The organism is gamma proteobacterium symbiont of Scutellera amethystina (genome assembly GCF_059730845.1).
The window spans coordinates 1,648,363-1,664,966 of record NZ_AP035935.1; the positions used below are offsets into that span (position 1 = coordinate 1,648,363).

The 16,604-nt window shown below is 61.0% G+C and carries 16 protein-coding genes; 14 read left to right on the forward strand and 2 right to left on the reverse strand.

Annotation, left to right across the window (positions count from 1 at the left end; all coding sequences use genetic code 11):
• The first annotated feature begins 128 nt into the window (after window positions 1-128).
• The 4 genes from nac to AC6I79_RS07490 all read left to right on the forward strand — a co-directional run bounded on the left by nac (window position 129) and on the right by AC6I79_RS07490 (window position 5,119).
• The gene (gene nac / locus AC6I79_RS07475) at window positions 129-1,046 is read left to right on the forward strand and encodes a nitrogen assimilation transcriptional regulator NAC (protein ID WP_058757341.1); all 918 of its coding nucleotides are present in this window, start codon (window positions 129-131) and stop codon (window positions 1,044-1,046) included.
• Window positions 1,047-1,318: 272 nt separating this feature from the next.
• Window positions 1,319-2,278 carry an HTH-type transcriptional regulator Cbl gene (gene cbl, locus AC6I79_RS07480; RefSeq protein ID WP_021509789.1) on the forward strand — a complete coding sequence of 320 codons (960 nt, stop codon included), beginning with the start codon at window positions 1,319-1,321 and terminating at the stop codon, window positions 2,276-2,278.
• A 93-nt stretch (window positions 2,279-2,371) separates the two neighbouring features.
• Entirely contained in the window at window positions 2,372-3,211 is an 840-nt protein-coding gene (locus AC6I79_RS07485; RefSeq protein WP_498027668.1) for a GNAT family N-acetyltransferase, read from the forward strand.
• Window positions 3,212-3,337: 126 nt separating this feature from the next.
• Window positions 3,338-5,119 (forward strand): thiamine pyrophosphate-requiring protein, encoded by a 1,782-nt coding sequence (locus AC6I79_RS07490; protein ID WP_241798905.1) that lies wholly within the window; start codon window positions 3,338-3,340, stop codon window positions 5,117-5,119.
• Between the two features lie 608 nt (window positions 5,120-5,727).
• Here the strand turns inward: AC6I79_RS07490 and AC6I79_RS07495 are convergent.
• Window positions 5,728-6,174 carry a transposase gene (locus AC6I79_RS07495; RefSeq protein ID WP_159378475.1) on the reverse strand — a complete coding sequence of 149 codons (447 nt, stop codon included), beginning with the start codon at window positions 6,172-6,174 and terminating at the stop codon, window positions 5,728-5,730.
• A gap of 184 nt (window positions 6,175-6,358) precedes the next feature.
• A complete protein-coding gene (locus AC6I79_RS07500; protein WP_394521623.1) occupies window positions 6,359-8,524 on the reverse strand; it encodes a putative bifunctional diguanylate cyclase/phosphodiesterase in 2,166 nt (721 codons plus the stop codon).
• Window positions 8,525-8,836: 312 nt separating this feature from the next.
• On the opposite strand from AC6I79_RS07500, the gene phnF reads away from it, so the two are divergent.
• The 10 genes from phnF to phnP all read left to right on the forward strand — a co-directional run bounded on the left by phnF (window position 8,837) and on the right by phnP (window position 16,547).
• Window positions 8,837-9,553 carry a phosphonate metabolism transcriptional regulator PhnF gene (gene phnF / locus AC6I79_RS07505; RefSeq protein WP_498027669.1) on the forward strand — a complete coding sequence of 239 codons (717 nt, stop codon included), beginning with the start codon at window positions 8,837-8,839 and terminating at the stop codon, window positions 9,551-9,553.
• On the forward strand, window positions 9,550-9,999 hold the full coding sequence (phnG, locus tag AC6I79_RS07510) for a phosphonate C-P lyase system protein PhnG (protein WP_058757348.1): 450 nt from the start codon (window positions 9,550-9,552) through the stop codon (window positions 9,997-9,999). The genes phnF and phnG overlap by 4 nt, the downstream gene beginning before the upstream one ends.
• On the forward strand, window positions 9,996-10,571 hold the full coding sequence (gene phnH, locus AC6I79_RS07515) for a phosphonate C-P lyase system protein PhnH (protein ID WP_058771117.1): 576 nt from the start codon (window positions 9,996-9,998) through the stop codon (window positions 10,569-10,571). The genes phnG and phnH overlap by 4 nt, the downstream gene beginning before the upstream one ends.
• On the forward strand, window positions 10,571-11,647 hold the full coding sequence (locus AC6I79_RS07520) for a carbon-phosphorus lyase complex subunit (protein WP_498027670.1): 1,077 nt from the start codon (window positions 10,571-10,573) through the stop codon (window positions 11,645-11,647). The genes phnH and AC6I79_RS07520 overlap by 1 nt, the downstream gene beginning before the upstream one ends.
• Entirely contained in the window at window positions 11,640-12,488 is an 849-nt protein-coding gene (locus AC6I79_RS07525; RefSeq protein ID WP_021509799.1) for an alpha-D-ribose 1-methylphosphonate 5-phosphate C-P-lyase PhnJ, read from the forward strand. The genes AC6I79_RS07520 and AC6I79_RS07525 overlap by 8 nt, the downstream gene beginning before the upstream one ends.
• A complete protein-coding gene (gene phnK, locus AC6I79_RS07530) occupies window positions 12,478-13,239 on the forward strand; it encodes a phosphonate C-P lyase system protein PhnK (RefSeq protein WP_021509800.1) in 762 nt (253 codons plus the stop codon). The genes AC6I79_RS07525 and phnK overlap by 11 nt, the downstream gene beginning before the upstream one ends.
• A 167-nt stretch (window positions 13,240-13,406) precedes the next feature.
• Entirely contained in the window at window positions 13,407-14,111 is a 705-nt protein-coding gene (phnL, locus tag AC6I79_RS07535; protein ID WP_021509801.1) for a phosphonate C-P lyase system protein PhnL, read from the forward strand.
• Window positions 14,108-15,244, forward strand: a complete 1,137-nt coding sequence (gene phnM, locus AC6I79_RS07540; RefSeq protein WP_159378473.1) for an alpha-D-ribose 1-methylphosphonate 5-triphosphate diphosphatase — start codon at window positions 14,108-14,110, stop codon at window positions 15,242-15,244. The genes phnL and phnM overlap by 4 nt, the downstream gene beginning before the upstream one ends.
• Window positions 15,244-15,780, forward strand: coding sequence for a ribose 1,5-bisphosphokinase (gene phnN, locus AC6I79_RS07545; protein ID WP_058771120.1), 537 nt, complete (start codon window positions 15,244-15,246; stop codon window positions 15,778-15,780). The genes phnM and phnN overlap by 1 nt, the downstream gene beginning before the upstream one ends.
• Window positions 15,777-16,547: a phosphonate metabolism protein PhnP gene (phnP, locus tag AC6I79_RS07550; protein WP_159378472.1), complete on the forward strand. Its 771-nt coding sequence runs from the start codon at window positions 15,777-15,779 to the stop codon at window positions 16,545-16,547. The genes phnN and phnP overlap by 4 nt, the downstream gene beginning before the upstream one ends.
• Window positions 16,548-16,604: the final 57 nt, after the last annotated feature.

Sequence of the window (16,604 nt, forward strand, 5' to 3'; positions counted from 1 at the left end):
AGGAAAATTCTGGTCAGTGCCCGCCGGGTAAAGATCAAACCTGGCCTGCATATTGCAATTTCTTTGTCACAAGCCAGCAGGCTGAGAACTCATCATTTGGGCATTCGGGGATCCGTGACGGAGGCAATATGAACTTAAGACGACTGAAATACTTTGTAAAAATCGTCGATATCGGCAGCCTGACGCAGGCAGCAGAAGTCCTGCATATCGCACAACCTGCACTCAGCCAACAGGTGGCGACGCTGGAGAACGAACTCGACCAGCAGTTGCTGATCCGCACCAAGCGCGGCGTAACGCCAACCGAAGCCGGTAAAATTCTTTATGCTCACGCACGCACCATCCTGCGCCAGTGCGAACAGGCGCAGACAGCGGTGATCAACGCTGGCCAGGCGCTCAATGGTCAGGTATCGATTGGCCTCGCGCCGGGCACAGCGGCCTCTTCGCTCACTATGCCGCTGCTGCAAACGGTGCGCGAGCAATATCCTGATGTGCTGGTCTATCTGCACGAGAACAGCGGCACTTCACTCAATGAGAAAGTGATGAATGGCCAGTTGGATATGGCCGTGCTGTACGATCGCGCGCCGACTGCCGGTATCAACAGCATTCCGCTGATGAAAGAGGAGCTGTATCTTGTAGGGGCGACGGCCTGTCCGGGGGCTACGGTGGATCTGGCTGACGTGGCGCAGATGAACCTGTTCCTGCCACGTGACTACAGCGCAGTGCGCAAACGCGTGGACGAAGCGTTCTCGCTGCGTCGCCTGAGCGCGAAAATCATCGGTGAAATTGAGTCGATCTCAACCTTAACCGCGGCGGTGTCGAGCGGCATGGGCGTTACCGTACTGCCGGAATCGGCGGCACGCGCGCTGGTGAGTTCAACGCATGCGTGGATGGCACGCATTAACAGTCCGTCGCTGAATCTGCCGCTGTCGCTGAACGTCTCAGCGCGCCTGCCGCTGTCGCCATCGGCGCAGGCGGTCAAAAATATTCTGCTGTCGCTGCTGAATAAGCCGATGGTGGAGGAGCGCGAACTGATGTTAGTGGGGTGATAGAGAGGTTTTTTCCCTCACCCTAACCCTCTCCCGCCTGCGGGAGAGGGAACCGTCTGGCGCGGCCATCCATCCCGGCACGCCATCTGAATATCGCGCGATCCACTCCCTCTCCCTATGGGAGAGGGCCGGGGTGAGGGCGGCAAATCGCACCCATCCCCAACCCCACGCTTATTACTATTCCGCATAACACACCGTTTTTTATTATTTGTTGCAATCACACCAACTTCATAACATGGACGAAACAGGGGCAGGAAACAGGAGAAAAGGGTGTGAATTTCCAGCAACTTAAAATTATACGCGAAGCGGCCCGTTGCGAATTCAACCTGACAGAAGTCGCCAATACGTTGTTTACCTCGCAATCGGGGGTGAGCCGGCATATTCGCGATCTGGAAGATGAACTGGGCGTGGAAATCTTCATTCGTCGTGGCAAGCGGCTGTTAGGCATGACCGAACCGGGCAAAGCGCTGCTGACCATTGCTGAACGCATCCTTGATGAGGCCGGCAAAGTGCGCCGGCTGGCGGATGTGTTTACCAATGAGACCAGCGGCGTGCTGACCATCGCCACCACGCACACCCAGGCGCGCTATAGCCTGCCGCGCGTCATCAAAGCGTTTCGCCAGCTCTATCCCAACGTGCGGCTGGAACTCAATCAGGGTTCACCGCAGGAGATCGTCGCCATGCTGCTGGCCGGTGAGGCTGATGTCGGCATTGCCTCGGAGCAGCTGGTGAATAACACCAGCCTGGCGGCATTCCCGTGGTTCAGCTGGCACCACTCGCTGCTGGTACCGCACGATCACGAGCTGCTGGCGAATCAGCCGGTCACGCTCGCCAGCCTCAGCCGCCATCCGCTGATCACCTATCGTCAGGGGATTACCGGTCGCTCGCGCGTGGACCGCGCCTTCCAGGCTGCTGGCCTCCGCCCGGATATCGTGCTCAGCGCGCAGGATTCTGACGTAGTGAAAACCTATGTCGAACTCGGGCTGGGCGTCGGTATCCTCGCCGATCAGGCGTGCGATATTTACGATGGCGAAGACCTGGTGAAGATCGATGCTCACCATCTGTTTGATGCCAACACCGTGTGGCTCGGGCTGAAGCGCGGCCAGCTCCAGCGCAACTACGTCTGGCAGTTCCTTGAACTGTGTAACGCTAACCTGTCACTGGAAGAGATCAAACGGCAGGCGCTCTCTTACGAAACCGACGACGAACCCGCCATCGATTTCCAAATCTGAGTTTCCTCTCTGGCCCGGTGCGGGCCTTTTTTATTTGCTTCCGCAAACGGACGTGGCAAGCTGGCGGGCAGAACGCCTCTCAGGGAGAACAGAATGAATACGATATTGCGCGCCATGACCCTCGCGGACGCCGAAGCGGGTTATCGCCTGACTCAGCAACTGGGCTGGGCGCACCGCCGTGAAGACTGGCAGCAGCTCATCGCCCTGGGTGAAGGCGTGGTGGTTGAGGCGCAGGGCGACTATCTCGGCGGGGCGATTGGCTGGCGCTGGGGGCCGGATGCCGCCACTATTGGTCTGGTGATTGTGAGCGAACAGGCGCGCGGACGCGGTATTGGCCGCCAGGTGATGCAGGCCATGCTGGAAAAATTCTCCGGCTGCAACGTGCGGCTGCACGCCACCGATATGGGGCAGGTGCTGTATGAGAAGCTCGGCTTCCAGGCCTGCGATCGCGTGGCGCAGCATCAGACGCGCGCGCTGGCGCAGCAGCCTGCGGTAATCGTACCGGATGGCCTGACGCTGCGGCCGGCCGTTGAAGCGGATGCCGCCGCCATCGACGCACTGGATTATCTGGCGAACGGGCTGCGGCGAACGCGTCTGCATCAGCAGCTGCTGGCGCAAAGCGTGGTGCTGCAGGATGCACAGGGCAGGTTGCAGGGGTTTGCCAGTCGCCGCCGCTTTGGGCACGGCTGGACCATCGGCCCGGTGATTGCTGACGATGTTGCGGCGGCGCAGGCGCTGGTGTCGCAGCTGATGCAGGATCTGACGCAGCAGTTTGTCCGGCTGGACACGCCCGATGCCCGGCTCGGCGCGTGGCTGCTCAACCTTGGGCTGGCGCAGGTCGATGCGCCTTATGCGATGGTACACGGCACACCGTGGCGGGCGGCATCAAACGGGCCGCAGACCTTTGCGCTAGTCTCGCCTGCGCTGGGTTAACTAAGCGTAACGGCGGTGATTTCTAAGCCAGACGCGGCGAACGTCGCCGAACAGGCGTTATCTGTCACATTCCATTTCGTCGGCTACCCTTAACGTTTATTGCAAACGTCTAAGGGAGAGCCCGTCATGAGCAAGAAAACCAGCGATTTCTTTGTTGAACGCCTGCAGGCATGGGGCGTCACGCGCATTTATGGCTATCCGGGCGATGGCATCAACGGCGTGCTGGGCGCTATCCAGCGGGCCAATAAAGCCGGTGCAGGCATCGAATTTATTCAGGTGCGACATGAAGAGATGGCGGCCTTTATGGCTGCCGGTCACGCCAAATTTACCGGTGAGCTCGGCGTCTGTCTGTCGACCGGCGGCCCCGGTGCCACCCATCTGCTGACCGGCCTGTATGATGCCAAAATGGATCACGCGCCGGTGCTGGCGATTGCCGGCCAGGCGGAAACCACCGCGCGCGGCGCCAGCTATCAGCAGGAGATGAATTTAGACCGCATCTTCGCCGATGTGGCGAACTTCGTGCAGGAAGCGGCAGCGCCGGCGCAGGTCCAGCATCTGGTCGATCGCGGCGTGCGCATTGCCAAAGCGCAGAACGGCGTCGCGGTGATCATCCTGCCGAAAGATCTGCAGGATGAGAACTGGCAGCCGCCGCAGCATGCGCACGGATTTACCCATTCCGGGCCGGGCTATCAGCGGCCTAAGATTGTGCCCTACGACGAGGATTTGCGCCGCGCCGCAGAAGTGCTTAACGCCGGCAAAAAAGTCGCGGTGCTGATCGGTGCCGGTGCGCGCGGTGCTGCGGTCGAAGTGGTGCAAATCGCCAATGTGCTCGGCGCGGGCGTGGCCAAAGCGCTGCTGGGCAAAGACGTGCTGCCGGACGATGCACCTTTTGTCACCGGTTCGATCGGCCTGCTCGGCACCAAACCGTCGTGGGAGCTGATGCAGAATTGCGACACTTTACTGATGATTGGCAGCGGTTTTCCGTGGACCGAGTTTCTGCCGCCGGAAGGTAAAGTGCGCGCGGTACAAATCGATATCGATCCGGCGATGCTGGGGCTGCGCTATCCGTGCGAGGTCAACCTGCACGGCGACGCGGCAGAGACCCTGCGCGCGCTGCTGCCGTTACTGACCCATAAAGCGGATCGCCACTGGCAGGAGGAGATCGCGGTGCAGGTGCGTGACTGGTGGACGTTGATGGAACAGCGCGCCATGGCGCCCGCCAACCCGGTCAATCCGCAGCGTGTGGTGTGGGAGATGTCCCCGCAGCTGCCGGAAGATGCAATTGTCACCTCGGACTCGGGCTCCTGCGCCAACTGGTTTGCGCGCGATTATCGGGTGAAGCAGGGCCAGCGCGCCACGCTGTCGGGTGGGCTGGCTTGCATGGGCGCTGCCGTCCCGTTTGCTATCGCCGCGAAATTTGCCTTTCCCACTCAGCCAGTGGTGGCGCTGGTGGGCGACGGGGCGATGCAGATGAACAACCTCGCCGAACTGATCACCATTCAGAAATACTGGCAGCAGTGGGCCGATCCGCGCTTGATTGTCTGCGTGTTCAATAATCAGGATCTTAATCAGGTCACCTGGGAACAGCGGGTGATGGAAGGCAATCCACGCTTTGAAGCTTCGCAGCAGTTGCCGGACGTGCAATATGCGCGCTTTGCCGATAGCCTCGGTTTGCAGGGCATCTATGTCGACCGGCCGGAGGATCTGGCGGCGGCGTGGCAGCAGGCGCTCAGCGCCACCCGACCGGTGTTGCTGGAGGTGAAAACCGATCCGGAAGTGGCCCCGCTGCCGCCGCATATCACGCTTAAGCAGGCCAAAGCTTTTATGTCGTCAATGGCGAAGGGCGACCGCGGCATGGCGCAGGTGATTAGCGACACCGCCAGCCAGTTGCTGCACAGCAAGGGTTAGCGCGCCGCTACAATGTGTGCAGGATGGTGGTGCAGAAATACAATGCCGCACGAATCGTAGCGGCGCAATTCATTGCGCATTCTGGCAGCTGTGCAGTGTTTCACTCAGCGCGATAAATCGCGCCGCTACAATGTGTGCAGGATGGAGGTGCCGAAATACAATGCCGTACGCATCGTAGCGGCGCAATTCATTGCGCATTCTGGCAGCTGTGCAATGTTTAACTCAGCGCGATAAATCGCGCCGCTACAATATGTGCAGGATGGTGGCGCAGAAATACAATGCCGCACGGATCGTAGCGGCGCAATTCATTGCGCATTCGGGCAACTGTGAAGTGTTTAACTCAGCGCAATTCATTGCGTATTCCGGCAGCTGTGCAATGGTTAACTCAGCGCGATAAATCACGCCGCTACAATGTGTGCAGGATGGTGGTGCCAAAATTCAACCCCGCACGAATCGTAGCGGCGCAATTCATTGCGCATTCGGGCAGTTGTGCGGTGTTTCACTCAGCGCGATAAATCGCGCCGCTACAATGTGAGCAGGATGGTGGTGCAGAAATACAATGCCGCACGAATCGTAGCGGCGCAATATATTGCGCTTTATAATCGACATCACTCTTGTTGATAATAATGATCCAGCTCCCACCTCAACGGGTTTTGCTCAATATATTGCCGTGCGAAAAACAGCTCTTTTTCATTACGTATAATCCGCTCATAAAAATTGTGTTGCCACACTCTGTTTGCGATAACCCGACTGACGCCTGCCTTATAACCAGCTATGACTCTGCTTAAGGAATTATTGTTCTCGCCGGACAGCCACAAAATGCCGTGTAGGTGATTTGGCATCACAACAAATGCATCTGTCATCAATCCTGGAACACGTAACGACAGATTAAGCCATTCCTGATATACAACACTCCCTGTTTTACTGGGAATTAGTTGCGCCTGCCTGATACGGCCAAACAGACATAACCGTTGTCGCGTAACGAGGGTAATGAAATAAGCTCCCGCTGCAGCGTAATCGTAATGCAACAGTCGTAATTGTTTTCTGAATTGCATAACAGCCTCCTTTCACAGAGCATCTGCTATCCGAATCAATTTTTCAGATTGTTTTTTAACTTCTCCGATCCAGCTTCAAAAAAGCGCGAAAAATAACGCCTTATGATGTCGGTTATAGAGCAGCACGTAAATACATCACCGCACAAATCGTAGCGCCGCAGTTTATTGCGTCTTTTCTGCACCCTCACACCATCCGCTCAATCTCGCTCAACGGCACCGCCCGGCTGAACAAATATCCCTGCAGCTCATTACACCCGGCATCGGCCAGCGCGTTTTTCTGGCCCTCGGTTTCGACGCCTTCGGCGGTGACGGTCAGGCCCATGGCGTGGCCGAGGCGCACCACGGATTCAACAATCGCGGTGGAATTCTCCGCCACGCCCAGCGACTGGGTAAACGACCGGTCGATTTTAATCTTGTCGACCGGAAACGTGCTGAGATAATTCAGGCTCGAATAACCGGTGCCGAAATCATCCAGCGCGATACGGAACCCGGCGTCGCGCAGCGCGATGATGCTGTTGCGCGCTTCGTGTTCATCCTCAATCAACACGCCTTCAGTGATTTCCAGCTCCAGCCGCTGCGGATCGGCACCTTCCGACTGAACAATCTCAATCATGCGTTCGACAAACCCGCTGGCGCGGAACTGCACCGGCGAAACGTTCACCGCCACAATCACCTGCGGTAACTTCAGGGCGGTTTTGCAGGCCTCGCGCAGCACCCATTCGCCCAGCGGAATAATCATGCCGGTCTCTTCGGCGATGGCGATAAAGTCCGCAGGCGAAACATCGCCGCGCTGCGGATGATGCCAGCGCAGCAGCGCTTCCAGTCCAACAATCCGCTGGCCGCTGATCTCCATCAGCGGCTGATACCACACCGCCAGACCGTCGTACGTGACCAGCGCCTGACGCAGATCCGCCGCTATCTGCTGCCGCGTGCGCAGCGATTCATCCATCACCTTTTCAAACTGGCGATACTGGCCGCGTCCGCCATTTTTCGCCTCGTACAGCGCTATGTCGGCTTTGCGCATCAGCTCCAGCCGGTCAATGCCATCGCGGGGTGCCAGCGCCAGGCCAATGCTGACGCCAACCCACAGCTCGTTGCCCACCAGCTGATACGGCTCGCCCAGCGCGGCGATGATGCGCTGCGCCAGCGCCTGCACCTGACCGATATTCTCTACCTCCGGCATCACGATGATAAATTCATCGCCGCCAATACGCCCGACGGTATCGCTGGCGCGCACCAGGTGGCTCAGGCGGCGCGCCACCTCGATAATCAGGTCATCGCCGGCGTGATGGCCCCAGGTATCGTTAATGATTTTGAAGCGATCCAGATCCAGCAGCAGCAACGCCACGCGCTGGTCGTGACGGGTCGCGGCGGCCAGTGCCTGAGTCAGCCGATCTTCAACCAGCGCCCGGTTCGGCAGCCCGGTCAGCACATCGTGAAACGCCAGATGCTGCGCCTGCGCCTCGCTGGCCCCGAGCTTCAGCAGCGACTGCGATAAATCGAGCGAGGAAGTCCAGATACGCCGCACCATAAACAGGCACAGCAGGGTGATCAGCAGCACCGAAATCAGCGTAGAAGGACCGAGAGTACGCAACATCTGCGCGCCCGGCTTGTCCGGATCCCAGCTGAGGTAGCCGACGATATCGCCCTGACGCGAGGTCAGCGGATAGCGTGCTTTGCGGTCGCTCTGCGGTACGCCATCGCTAAAGAAGAGCTGCCGCAGCTGGCTGCGTTCAGACAGGTTGCGCAGATAGCCATCATCAAGAAACTTAATACTCACCAGCCGGTAGCGCCCGGCCTCGCGCGTGCTGCTGATATCGCCCACCGCCAGCGCTGCCGCACGCTGGCCGATGCGCACAAAATCCGCGCGGTCGGCCGGACCGGGTACCTCATCACTGCTTTGCACCAGTGGCGTCTGCAACAGATCGCGCAGGTACGGGCCGATGCGCAGATCCGCCACCGGCTGGCCGTTGCGCCACACGGCAGTCGGCTGATTGGTGCGGTCAAGCAGCACAATCAGCTGATGATCAAACATATCGTACAGCCAGCTACCGACGTTTTGATTCAGCCAGTCGCTGTCCGGCTGCGGCTGCGCCAGTTGATCGGCGAGCGGGGACCAGCGCGTCAGGCTACGCAGCTGGCGCAGATGTTCACTCAGGCTCTGATTGAACGAGGCGGCGATCATCCGCTGCTGCTGCTCGCGCGCCTCATGATTGGTGGCCGAGGTGCTCCAGAACAGGCCAAAACCGGCACCGAGAAAAGTCAGCAGCAAAATCGCCACCAGCGGCAGGATCACTTCGCGCAAAAAATTGCGGCGAAAACCGTGCGAAAGTTTGAAGGTATTTATCATTTTAAGGTTTCGCGCTCCGGGCAGGGCTTACTGAATAAATTAGCAGAATTTACGCAGCCTGCATCAGATAAGGGAAGGGTTAAGGGCGTGAAACTGCACGCGATTTTTTTGCGCATAGTCACAAAGGTAACAGTTAAGTGGATTTTATTGAATTGGCAACCGTCTGGCTGCCATCCTGCTGCCTTAAAGCAAATTCATCCGCACGTCACTGAGCCGTCACGGCACTGTCATCTGTCTCCCGCACTGTAGTCGCCATTCCGCAGCCTCTTCCGCTGCGCCCCTCAACCTGAAGCGAATGAGGTATTGAGCGTGATGGAGATATCCAGACATCCGACCACTGTTTATCAGGCGGTTGCCGCCCAGCTGGAGCAGGCGCTGCAGGAGCGCTATCGCTGCGGCGATTATCTGCCGTCAGAACAGCAGCTGGCCGATTACTATGCCGTCAATCGCCACACGCTGCGCCGGGCCGTGGATGAGCTGGTGAACAAAGGCCTGCTGCAGCGGCGCCATGGCGTCGGCATCCTGGTGCTGATGCGCCCGTACGACTACCCGCTGCATGCCCAGGCGCGCTTTAGCCAGAACCTGCTGGAGCAGGGCAGTCATCCCACCAGCGAACGGCTGCTGGCGGTACTGCGTCCGGCCAGCAGTGACGTGGCCGCCGCGCTGGGCAGTGACGAGGGTGCCAGCGTCATTCACTTACGCACTCTGCGCCGCGTCAACGGCGTGCCGGTGTGCGTGATCAATCACTATCTGGCCGACCTGCGCTGGTGGCCGGCGCTGCAGACGTTCCAGCACGGTTCCCTGCACGACTTCATGCAGCAGCAGCTCGGCCTGCAGCTGAGTCGCCGTCAGACCCGCATCAGTACACGCCGCGCACAGGCCAAAGAGTGCAAACAGCTGGAGATTACGCTGCACGCGCCGCTGCTGTGCGTGCGCACCCTGAACACACAGCCGGACGGTCAGGTGGCGGAGTACTCCGTCAGCCTGACGCGTGGCGACATGATTGAACTCACCCTGGAGCACCAATGAAACAGCAAACCGCCCGTCAGCACTGGCTTTCGGTGCTGGCGCACAGTGAAGCCAGCGCGCTGGCCAGCCACTGGCAGTCGCTACAGCTTACACCCGCTTTCGAGCGCCTGCGCCCGGCGGAAACCGGTTTAACCCGTCTGCAGGCGCGCATGGGCGGCAGCGGGAAACGCTTCGTCATGGGCGATGCCACCGTCACCCGCGCGGTGATCAGACTGCACGACGGCACGCTGGGTTTTAGCTATGTGCTGGGGCGCGATAAGGCGCATGCCGAACGTTGCGCGCTGATTGATGCGCTGCTGCAACAGCCGGAAACCCAGGCGCTGCTGCAGGAAAAAATTATTGCGCCGCTGGCGGCACTGCGTGAAGAGCAGCGCCAGCTGCGCGCGCGGGAGATCGCCAGCTCCAAAGTGGATTTCTTTACGCTGGTTCGCGGAGATAACGAATGACATTACTGGCAAGTTTTAACCATCCGGTTGCCGACGCCCAGCGCGCCTTCCGCCGCATTCTCAAAGCGATGAGCGAGCCGGGCGTGATGGTCTCGCTGCCGCTGGCGCAGGGCTGGGGCGATCTCTCCCCGGCCGCAACGGCGGTGCTGCTGACGCTGGTCGATCAGGAGAGCGCGCTGTGGCTGGATCGCCGCGTGGACAGCGATATCGTGCGCAGCAACCTGCGCTTTCACACCGGCGTACCGATTGTCGATGAGCGCGATGCCCCGTTTGCGCTGACCCACGCGGCGGCCAATCCCGATCCCGCCTGCTTCGCCGCCGGTGACAATCTGTCCCCTGAGAAGAGCACCACGCTGATTGTCGAAGTGCCGTCGCTCAACGGCGGGTTGACGCTGCGCCTCTCCGGGCCCGGCCTGCGTGAGCCGCGCGCCATCGCGCCGCAACTGCCGGCCGCCATTCTGACCTATCTGCGTGAGCGCCCGCATCCGTTCCCGCAGGGGGTGGATCTGATTTTCACCTGCGGTGAAGCGATGATGGCGCTGCCACGCACCACCGACGTGGAGGTGTGCTGATGTATGTAGCCGTGAAAGGGGGCGAAAAGGCGATTGCCAGCGCCCATCAGCTGCAGGCCGATCTGCGCCGTGGCGATCGCAGCGTCGCGGAGCTGGGCTGCGATCAGGTGGCGCAACAGCTGGGGCTGGCGGTGGACCGGGTGATGACCGAAGGCGGCATCTTTGATACGCAGCTGGCGGCCCTGGCCATCAAACAGGCCAGTGGCGATTTGGTCGAAGCGATCTTCCTGCTGCGCGCCTACCGCACCACGCTGCCGCGCCTCGCGGACAGCCTGGCGCTGGATACCGCGGAAATGCGCATCGAGCGTCGCATCTCGGCAGTTTACAAAGATCTGCCCGGTGGCCAGGTGCTGGGCCCGACCTATGACTACAGCCACCGCCTGCTGGATTTTACCCTGCTGGCCAACGGCGAAACGCCGGCCGCCGCGCGTGACGATCAGGCGCTGGCGCAGCGTTGCCCGCATGTGTTCAGCATGATGACGCGTGAAGGGCTGGCAGCGCGTGAAGAGGATGACGGCAGCGAGCCGTGCGACATCACGCGCCAGCCGCCCGGTTATCCGGCGTCACGCGCTGCCCGCTTACAGCAGCTGGTGCGCGGCGACGAAGGGTTTCTGCTGGCGCTTGGCTATTCGACCCAGCGCGGCTATGGCCGCAACCATCCGTTTGCCGGTGAAATCCGCACCGGCTATCTCAGCGTGTCGATCTGCCCCGAAGAGCTGGGTTTTGAGATTGAAATTGGCGAGATCCTGCTGACCGAATGCGAAATGGTCAACGGCTTCACCACCCAGGGCGACAGCGCCCCACACTTTACCCGCGGCTATGGTCTGGTGTTCGGACGCGCAGAGCGAAAGGCGATGGCGATGGCGCTGGTGGACCGTGCGCTGCAGGCACCCGAGTATCAGGAGCGCATTGCCGGGCCGGCGCAGGACGAAGAGTTCGTACTGTCGCACGCCGATAACGTCGAAGCCGCCGGCTTTGTCTCGCACCTGAAACTGCCGCACTACGTGGATTTCCAGGCGGAGCTGGAGCTGCTGCAGCGGCTGCGCCAACAGCATCAGGAGCAGAATGATGAGTGAGTTAACCGGCTACAACAACGGCTACCTGGATGAGCAGACCAAACGCACCATCCGCCGCGCCATTCTGAAAGCGGTCGCGATCCCCGGCTATCAGGTGCCGTTTGCCGGCCGCGAAATGCCGATGCCGTATGGCTGGGGCACTGGCGGCATCCAGATCACCGCCAGCATTATTGGCGACAGCGACGTGCTGAAAGTGATCGATCAGGGCGCGGATGACACCACCAACGCGGTCTCTATCCGGCGCTTCTTCCAGCGCGTCAGCGGGGCGGCAACCACCGAAGCCACCAAAGACGCCACGCTGATCCAGACGCGGCACCGCATTCCGGAGACGCCGCTTGAAGAGGATCAGGTGCTGATTTTCCAGGTGCCGATCCCGGAGCCGCTGCGCTTTATTGAGCCGCGTGAGACCGAAACCCGCACCATGCACGCGCTGGAGGAGTACGGCATCATGCAGGTCAAGCTGTATGAAGATATCGCCCGCTACGGCCATATCGCCACCACCTATGCCTATCCGGTGAAGGTTAACGATCGCTACGTGATGGATCCGTCGCCGATTCCCAAATTCGACAACCCGAAGATGCACATGATGCCGGCACTGCAGCTGTTCGGTGCCGGACGTGAAAAACGCATTTATGCGCTGCCGCCCTACACCAAAGTGGAAAGTCTTGATTTCGACGATCACCCGTTCAGCGTGCAGAGCTGGGAACAACCCTGTGCGCTGTGCGGTTCGCGCCACAGCTATCTCGACGAAGTGGTGATGGATGATGCCGGTACGCGCATGTTTGTCTGCTCCGATACCGATTTTTGCCACCAGCAGCAGGAACAACAGCATGCACAGTGAACAGCCGCTGCTCGCGGTCAATAACCTGACGCACCTCTACGCGCCGGGCAAAGGTTTTGAAGACGTCAGTTTTGCGCTCTATCCCGGAGAGGTGCTGGGGATTGTCGGTGAATCCGGCTCGGGGAAAACCACGCTGCTGCGCAGCCTGTCGGCGCGTCTGGCGCCCCAGCAGGGCAACATTCTTTATCGCGGCCGCGATCTGTATCAGCTCAGCGAGAGCGAGCGCCGGCGGTTACTGCGCACCGAGTGGGGCGTGGTGCATCAGCATCCGCTGGATGGCCTGCGTCCGCAGGTGACGGCGGGCGGCAATATTGGTGAGCGTCTGATGGCGATTGGACAGCGTCATTACGGCGACATCCGCAACGAGGCGCTGCGCTGGCTGCAGGACGTCGAAATTCCGGCCAACCGCATCGACGATCTGCCCACCACCTTTTCCGGCGGCATGCAGCAGCGTTTGCAGATTGCGCGCAACCTGGTGACGCAGCCGACGCTAGTGTTTATGGATGAGCCGACCGGCGGGCTGGATGTTTCGGTACAGGCGCGCCTGCTGGATCTGCTGCGCACGCTGGTACGCGAACTGAATCTGGCGGTGATTATCGTCACCCACGATCTCGGCGTCGCGCGTCTGCTGGCGCACCGCCTGCTGGTGATGAAGCAGGGCAAAGTGGTGGAGAGCGGGCTCACCGACCGGGTGCTCGACGATCCGCACCATCCGTACACCCAGCTGCTGGTTTCATCGGTGCTGGCATAGAACACGCTGGCGGTGCGCATTAATGCGCCCTACTCATGAGGTGTGCACCAATCGTAGCGGCGCAATTTATTGCGCCCAGTTGAACAGCGAGCGTTGCTGTTAAATGCGCGATAAATCGCGCCGCTACGGTTACGTGCGGCTGCACGAATCATTATCAGGACATCAACATGCAACCCATTTTGCGCGTAGAGAATCTCAGCAAAACCTTTGTGCTGCACAACCAGAACAGCGCCGAGCTGCCGGTGCTGCAGCACGCCAGCCTTGAGGTGGCCGCCGGCGAATGCGTGGTGCTGCACGGGCGCTCCGGCAGCGGTAAATCCACGCTGCTGCGTGCGCTGTACGGTAACTATCAGGCCAACAGCGGTCACATCTGGCTGCAGCATCACGGCCAGTGGGTCGATCTGGCACAGGCACCGGCGCGTCAGATGCTGGCGATCCGCCGTGACACTGTCGGCTGGGTCAGCCAGTTTCTGCGCGTGATTCCGCGCGTACCGACGCTGGAGATCGTCATGCAGCCGCTGCTGGAGCGCGGCGTCGAACGCGCCCGCTGTGAACAGCGCGCCCGCGAACTGCTGACGCGTCTTAACGTGCCGCAGCGCCTGTGGTCGCTGGCCCCCTCGACCTTCTCCGGCGGGGAACAGCAGCGCGTCAACATCGCACGCGGCTTTATCGCTGACTATCCGGTGCTGCTGCTGGATGAACCCACGGCGTCGCTCGACAGCGCTAACAGCGCGGCGGTGGTGGAGCTGATTGAACAGGCGCGCGCCCGCGGCGCCGCTATCGTAGGTATTTTCCATGACGAAGCGGTGCGCGCCCGGGTGGCCGACCGCCTGCACGTCATGCAGCCGCTGCACACAGGAGAACAGGCATGATTGTGAATAATGTCCGGCTGGTGCTGGAAAATGAGGTCGTCAGCGGATCGCTGGAGATGCGCAGCGACCGGATCGCCAGCTTCAGCGACAGCGGCAGTCAGCAGCCGGGCGCGCTGGACGGCGGGAACGCGTTTTTGCTGCCGGGGCTGGTCGAGCTGCATACCGACAACCTCGATAAATTTTTCACGCCACGGCCCAAAGTCGACTGGCCGGCGCATTCGGCGATGAGCAGCCACGATGCACTGATGGTCGCCAGCGGCATCACCACGGTACTGGACGCCATTGGCGTTGGTGATGTACGCGACGGCGGTCATCGCCTCGAAAACCTGAGCAAAATGATTACGGCGATTCAGGACAGCAACCGCAAGGGCATCAACCGCGCCGACCACCAGCTGCACCTGCGCTGTGAGCTACCCCATCACACCACGTTGCCGTTGTTTGAAGCGCTGATGAGCACCCCGGAGCTGTCGCTGGTGTCGCTGATGGATCATTCGCCGGGCCAGCGCCAGTATGCGTCGCTGGAGATGTACCGCACCTACTATCAGGGCAAATATCAGCTCAACGATGAGCAGATGGATCAGTTTGAGCGCGAACAGCTGGCGCTGGCTGCCGAATTCTCCACGCCGAACCGCAACGCCATCGCTGGCCTGTGCCAGGCGCGCGGTATTCCGGTTGCCAGCCACGATGATGCCACGGCGGCGCACGTCGCGGAGTCACACGCGGTGGGCAGCGCCATTGCCGAGTTTCCCACCACGCTGGAAGCGGCACGCGCCTCGCGCGAATGCGGCATGCGGGTGCTGATGGGCGCGCCCAACATTGTGCGCGGCGGCTCGCACTCCGGCAATGTCGCGGCGTGGCAGCTGGCCAGCCACGGCCTGCTGGACATCCTCTCGTCGGATTACTATCCGGCCAGCCTGCTGGATGCGGTATTCCGCCTGGTGGCCGACGAGCGTAATACGCTGACGCTACCGCAGGCGGCGGCGCTGGTCACGCGTAACCCGGCACAGGCGATTGGCCTGCACGATCGCGGCACGATTGCGGAAGGGCTGCGCGCCGACCTGGTGCTGGCACACACCGATCACGGTCATGTGCACATTCGCCACGTCTGGTCACAGGGCAGGCTGGTGTTCTGATGGCGCGCCTCATCTGGCTGACCGGGCCCTCGGGCTCGGGTAAAGACAGCCTGCTGAACGCGCTGCGCGAGGCGCCGCCGGACAAGCTGGTGATCGCCCATCGCTATATCACGCGGCCGGCCGATGCCGGCGGTGAAAACCACGTGGCGCTGAGCGAAGCCGAATTTCGCCGGCGGGAAGCGCTCGGCCTGTTCGCCATCAGCTGGCGCGCACACGGCCTGAGCTACGCGCTCGGCGAGGAGATTGACCACTGGCTGGCGCGCGGTCTCAACGTGCTGGTCAACGGTTCACGTCTGCATTTGCCAGTCGTGCGCCAGCACTACGGCGGGCAGCTGCTGCCGCTGGTGCTGCAGGTCTCGCCGGCCGTACTGGCGGCACGGCTGCGCCAGCGCGGGCGCGAAAGTGAAGCCGACATTCAGCGACGGCTGGCGCGTGCGGCAGAACCGCTGCCTGCCCACTGCCACGCGCTCAACAACGACGGCGCGCTGATCGACACGCTCCATCAGCTGCGCCAGTTACTGGAGCATCCGCCATGAATCTGACCTTTCTCGGTACGGGCGGCGTGCAGGCCGCGCCGCTGTTCGGCTGCGACTGTCGCGCCTGTGAACGCGCCCGGCAGCAGCCACGCTATGCGCGTCACGCCACCAGCGCGCTGATCGACACCGGTCGCGAGCGCATCCTGCTCGATGCCGGTCTGCCCGATCTGCATCAGCGCTTCCAGCCCGGTGAGCTGAGCCGCATTCTGCTGACGCATTTCCACATAGATCACGTGGCCGGCCTGTTCAGTCTGCGCTGGGGCCGCGGCGCGCCGATTCCGGTGTGGGCGCCACCGGATGAAAAGGGCTGCGACGATCTGTTTAAGCATCCCGGCCTGCTGGCGTTTCGCCCGGCGCTGACGCCTTTTGTCGCGCACAGCTTCGGCAGCCTGCAGGTGACGGCGCTGCCACTGCAGCATTCGCGGCTGACTTACGGCTACCTGTTCGACTGGCATGGCACGCGGCTGGCGTGGCTGTGCGACACCTGTGGTTTGCCACCGGACACCGCCGATTTCCTGCAGGGCCAGCCGCTCGATCAGCTGGTGATTGACTGCAACGATGCGCCGCGCGCCACGGTGGGTAATCACAACGACGTCACCCGCGCACTGGACATCGTGGCCCGGCTGGCTCCGCGCCAGGCATGGCTGGTGCACCTGTCACATGAGATGGATAACTGGTTGCTGGACAATGGGTTACCGGAAAACGTCAGCGTACCGTTCGACGGCCAGCAGATTGCTGTCGGTTTGCGCGACGCTGTCACCGTTTAATCATGGTTCTGTCATCAGACCTTCATCGCCAGTGTCCGTAATAACGGGCAATCAACA

Coding starts and splice junctions, on each gene's coding strand:
- nac (WP_058757341.1), top strand. CDS start 129: ATGAACTTAAGACGACTGAAATACTTTGTAAAAATCGTCGATATCGGC.
- AC6I79_RS07485 (WP_498027668.1), top strand. CDS start 2,372: ATGAATACGATATTGCGCGCCATGACCCTCGCGGACGCCGAAGCGGGT.
- AC6I79_RS07490 (WP_241798905.1), top strand. CDS start 3,338: ATGAGCAAGAAAACCAGCGATTTCTTTGTTGAACGCCTGCAGGCATGG.
- AC6I79_RS07495 (WP_159378475.1), bottom strand. CDS start 6,174: ATGCAATTCAGAAAACAATTACGACTGTTGCATTACGATTACGCTGCA.
- AC6I79_RS07500 (WP_394521623.1), bottom strand. CDS start 8,524: ATGATAAATACCTTCAAACTTTCGCACGGTTTTCGCCGCAATTTTTTG.
- phnF (WP_498027669.1), top strand. CDS start 8,837: ATGGAGATATCCAGACATCCGACCACTGTTTATCAGGCGGTTGCCGCC.
- phnG (WP_058757348.1), top strand. CDS start 9,550: ATGAAACAGCAAACCGCCCGTCAGCACTGGCTTTCGGTGCTGGCGCAC.
- phnH (WP_058771117.1), top strand. CDS start 9,996: ATGACATTACTGGCAAGTTTTAACCATCCGGTTGCCGACGCCCAGCGC.
- AC6I79_RS07520 (WP_498027670.1), top strand. CDS start 10,571: ATGTATGTAGCCGTGAAAGGGGGCGAAAAGGCGATTGCCAGCGCCCAT.
- AC6I79_RS07525 (WP_021509799.1), top strand. CDS start 11,640: ATGAGTGAGTTAACCGGCTACAACAACGGCTACCTGGATGAGCAGACC.
- phnK (WP_021509800.1), top strand. CDS start 12,478: ATGCACAGTGAACAGCCGCTGCTCGCGGTCAATAACCTGACGCACCTC.
- phnL (WP_021509801.1), top strand. CDS start 13,407: ATGCAACCCATTTTGCGCGTAGAGAATCTCAGCAAAACCTTTGTGCTG.
- phnM (WP_159378473.1), top strand. CDS start 14,108: ATGATTGTGAATAATGTCCGGCTGGTGCTGGAAAATGAGGTCGTCAGC.
- phnN (WP_058771120.1), top strand. CDS start 15,244: ATGGCGCGCCTCATCTGGCTGACCGGGCCCTCGGGCTCGGGTAAAGAC.
- phnP (WP_159378472.1), top strand. CDS start 15,777: ATGAATCTGACCTTTCTCGGTACGGGCGGCGTGCAGGCCGCGCCGCTG.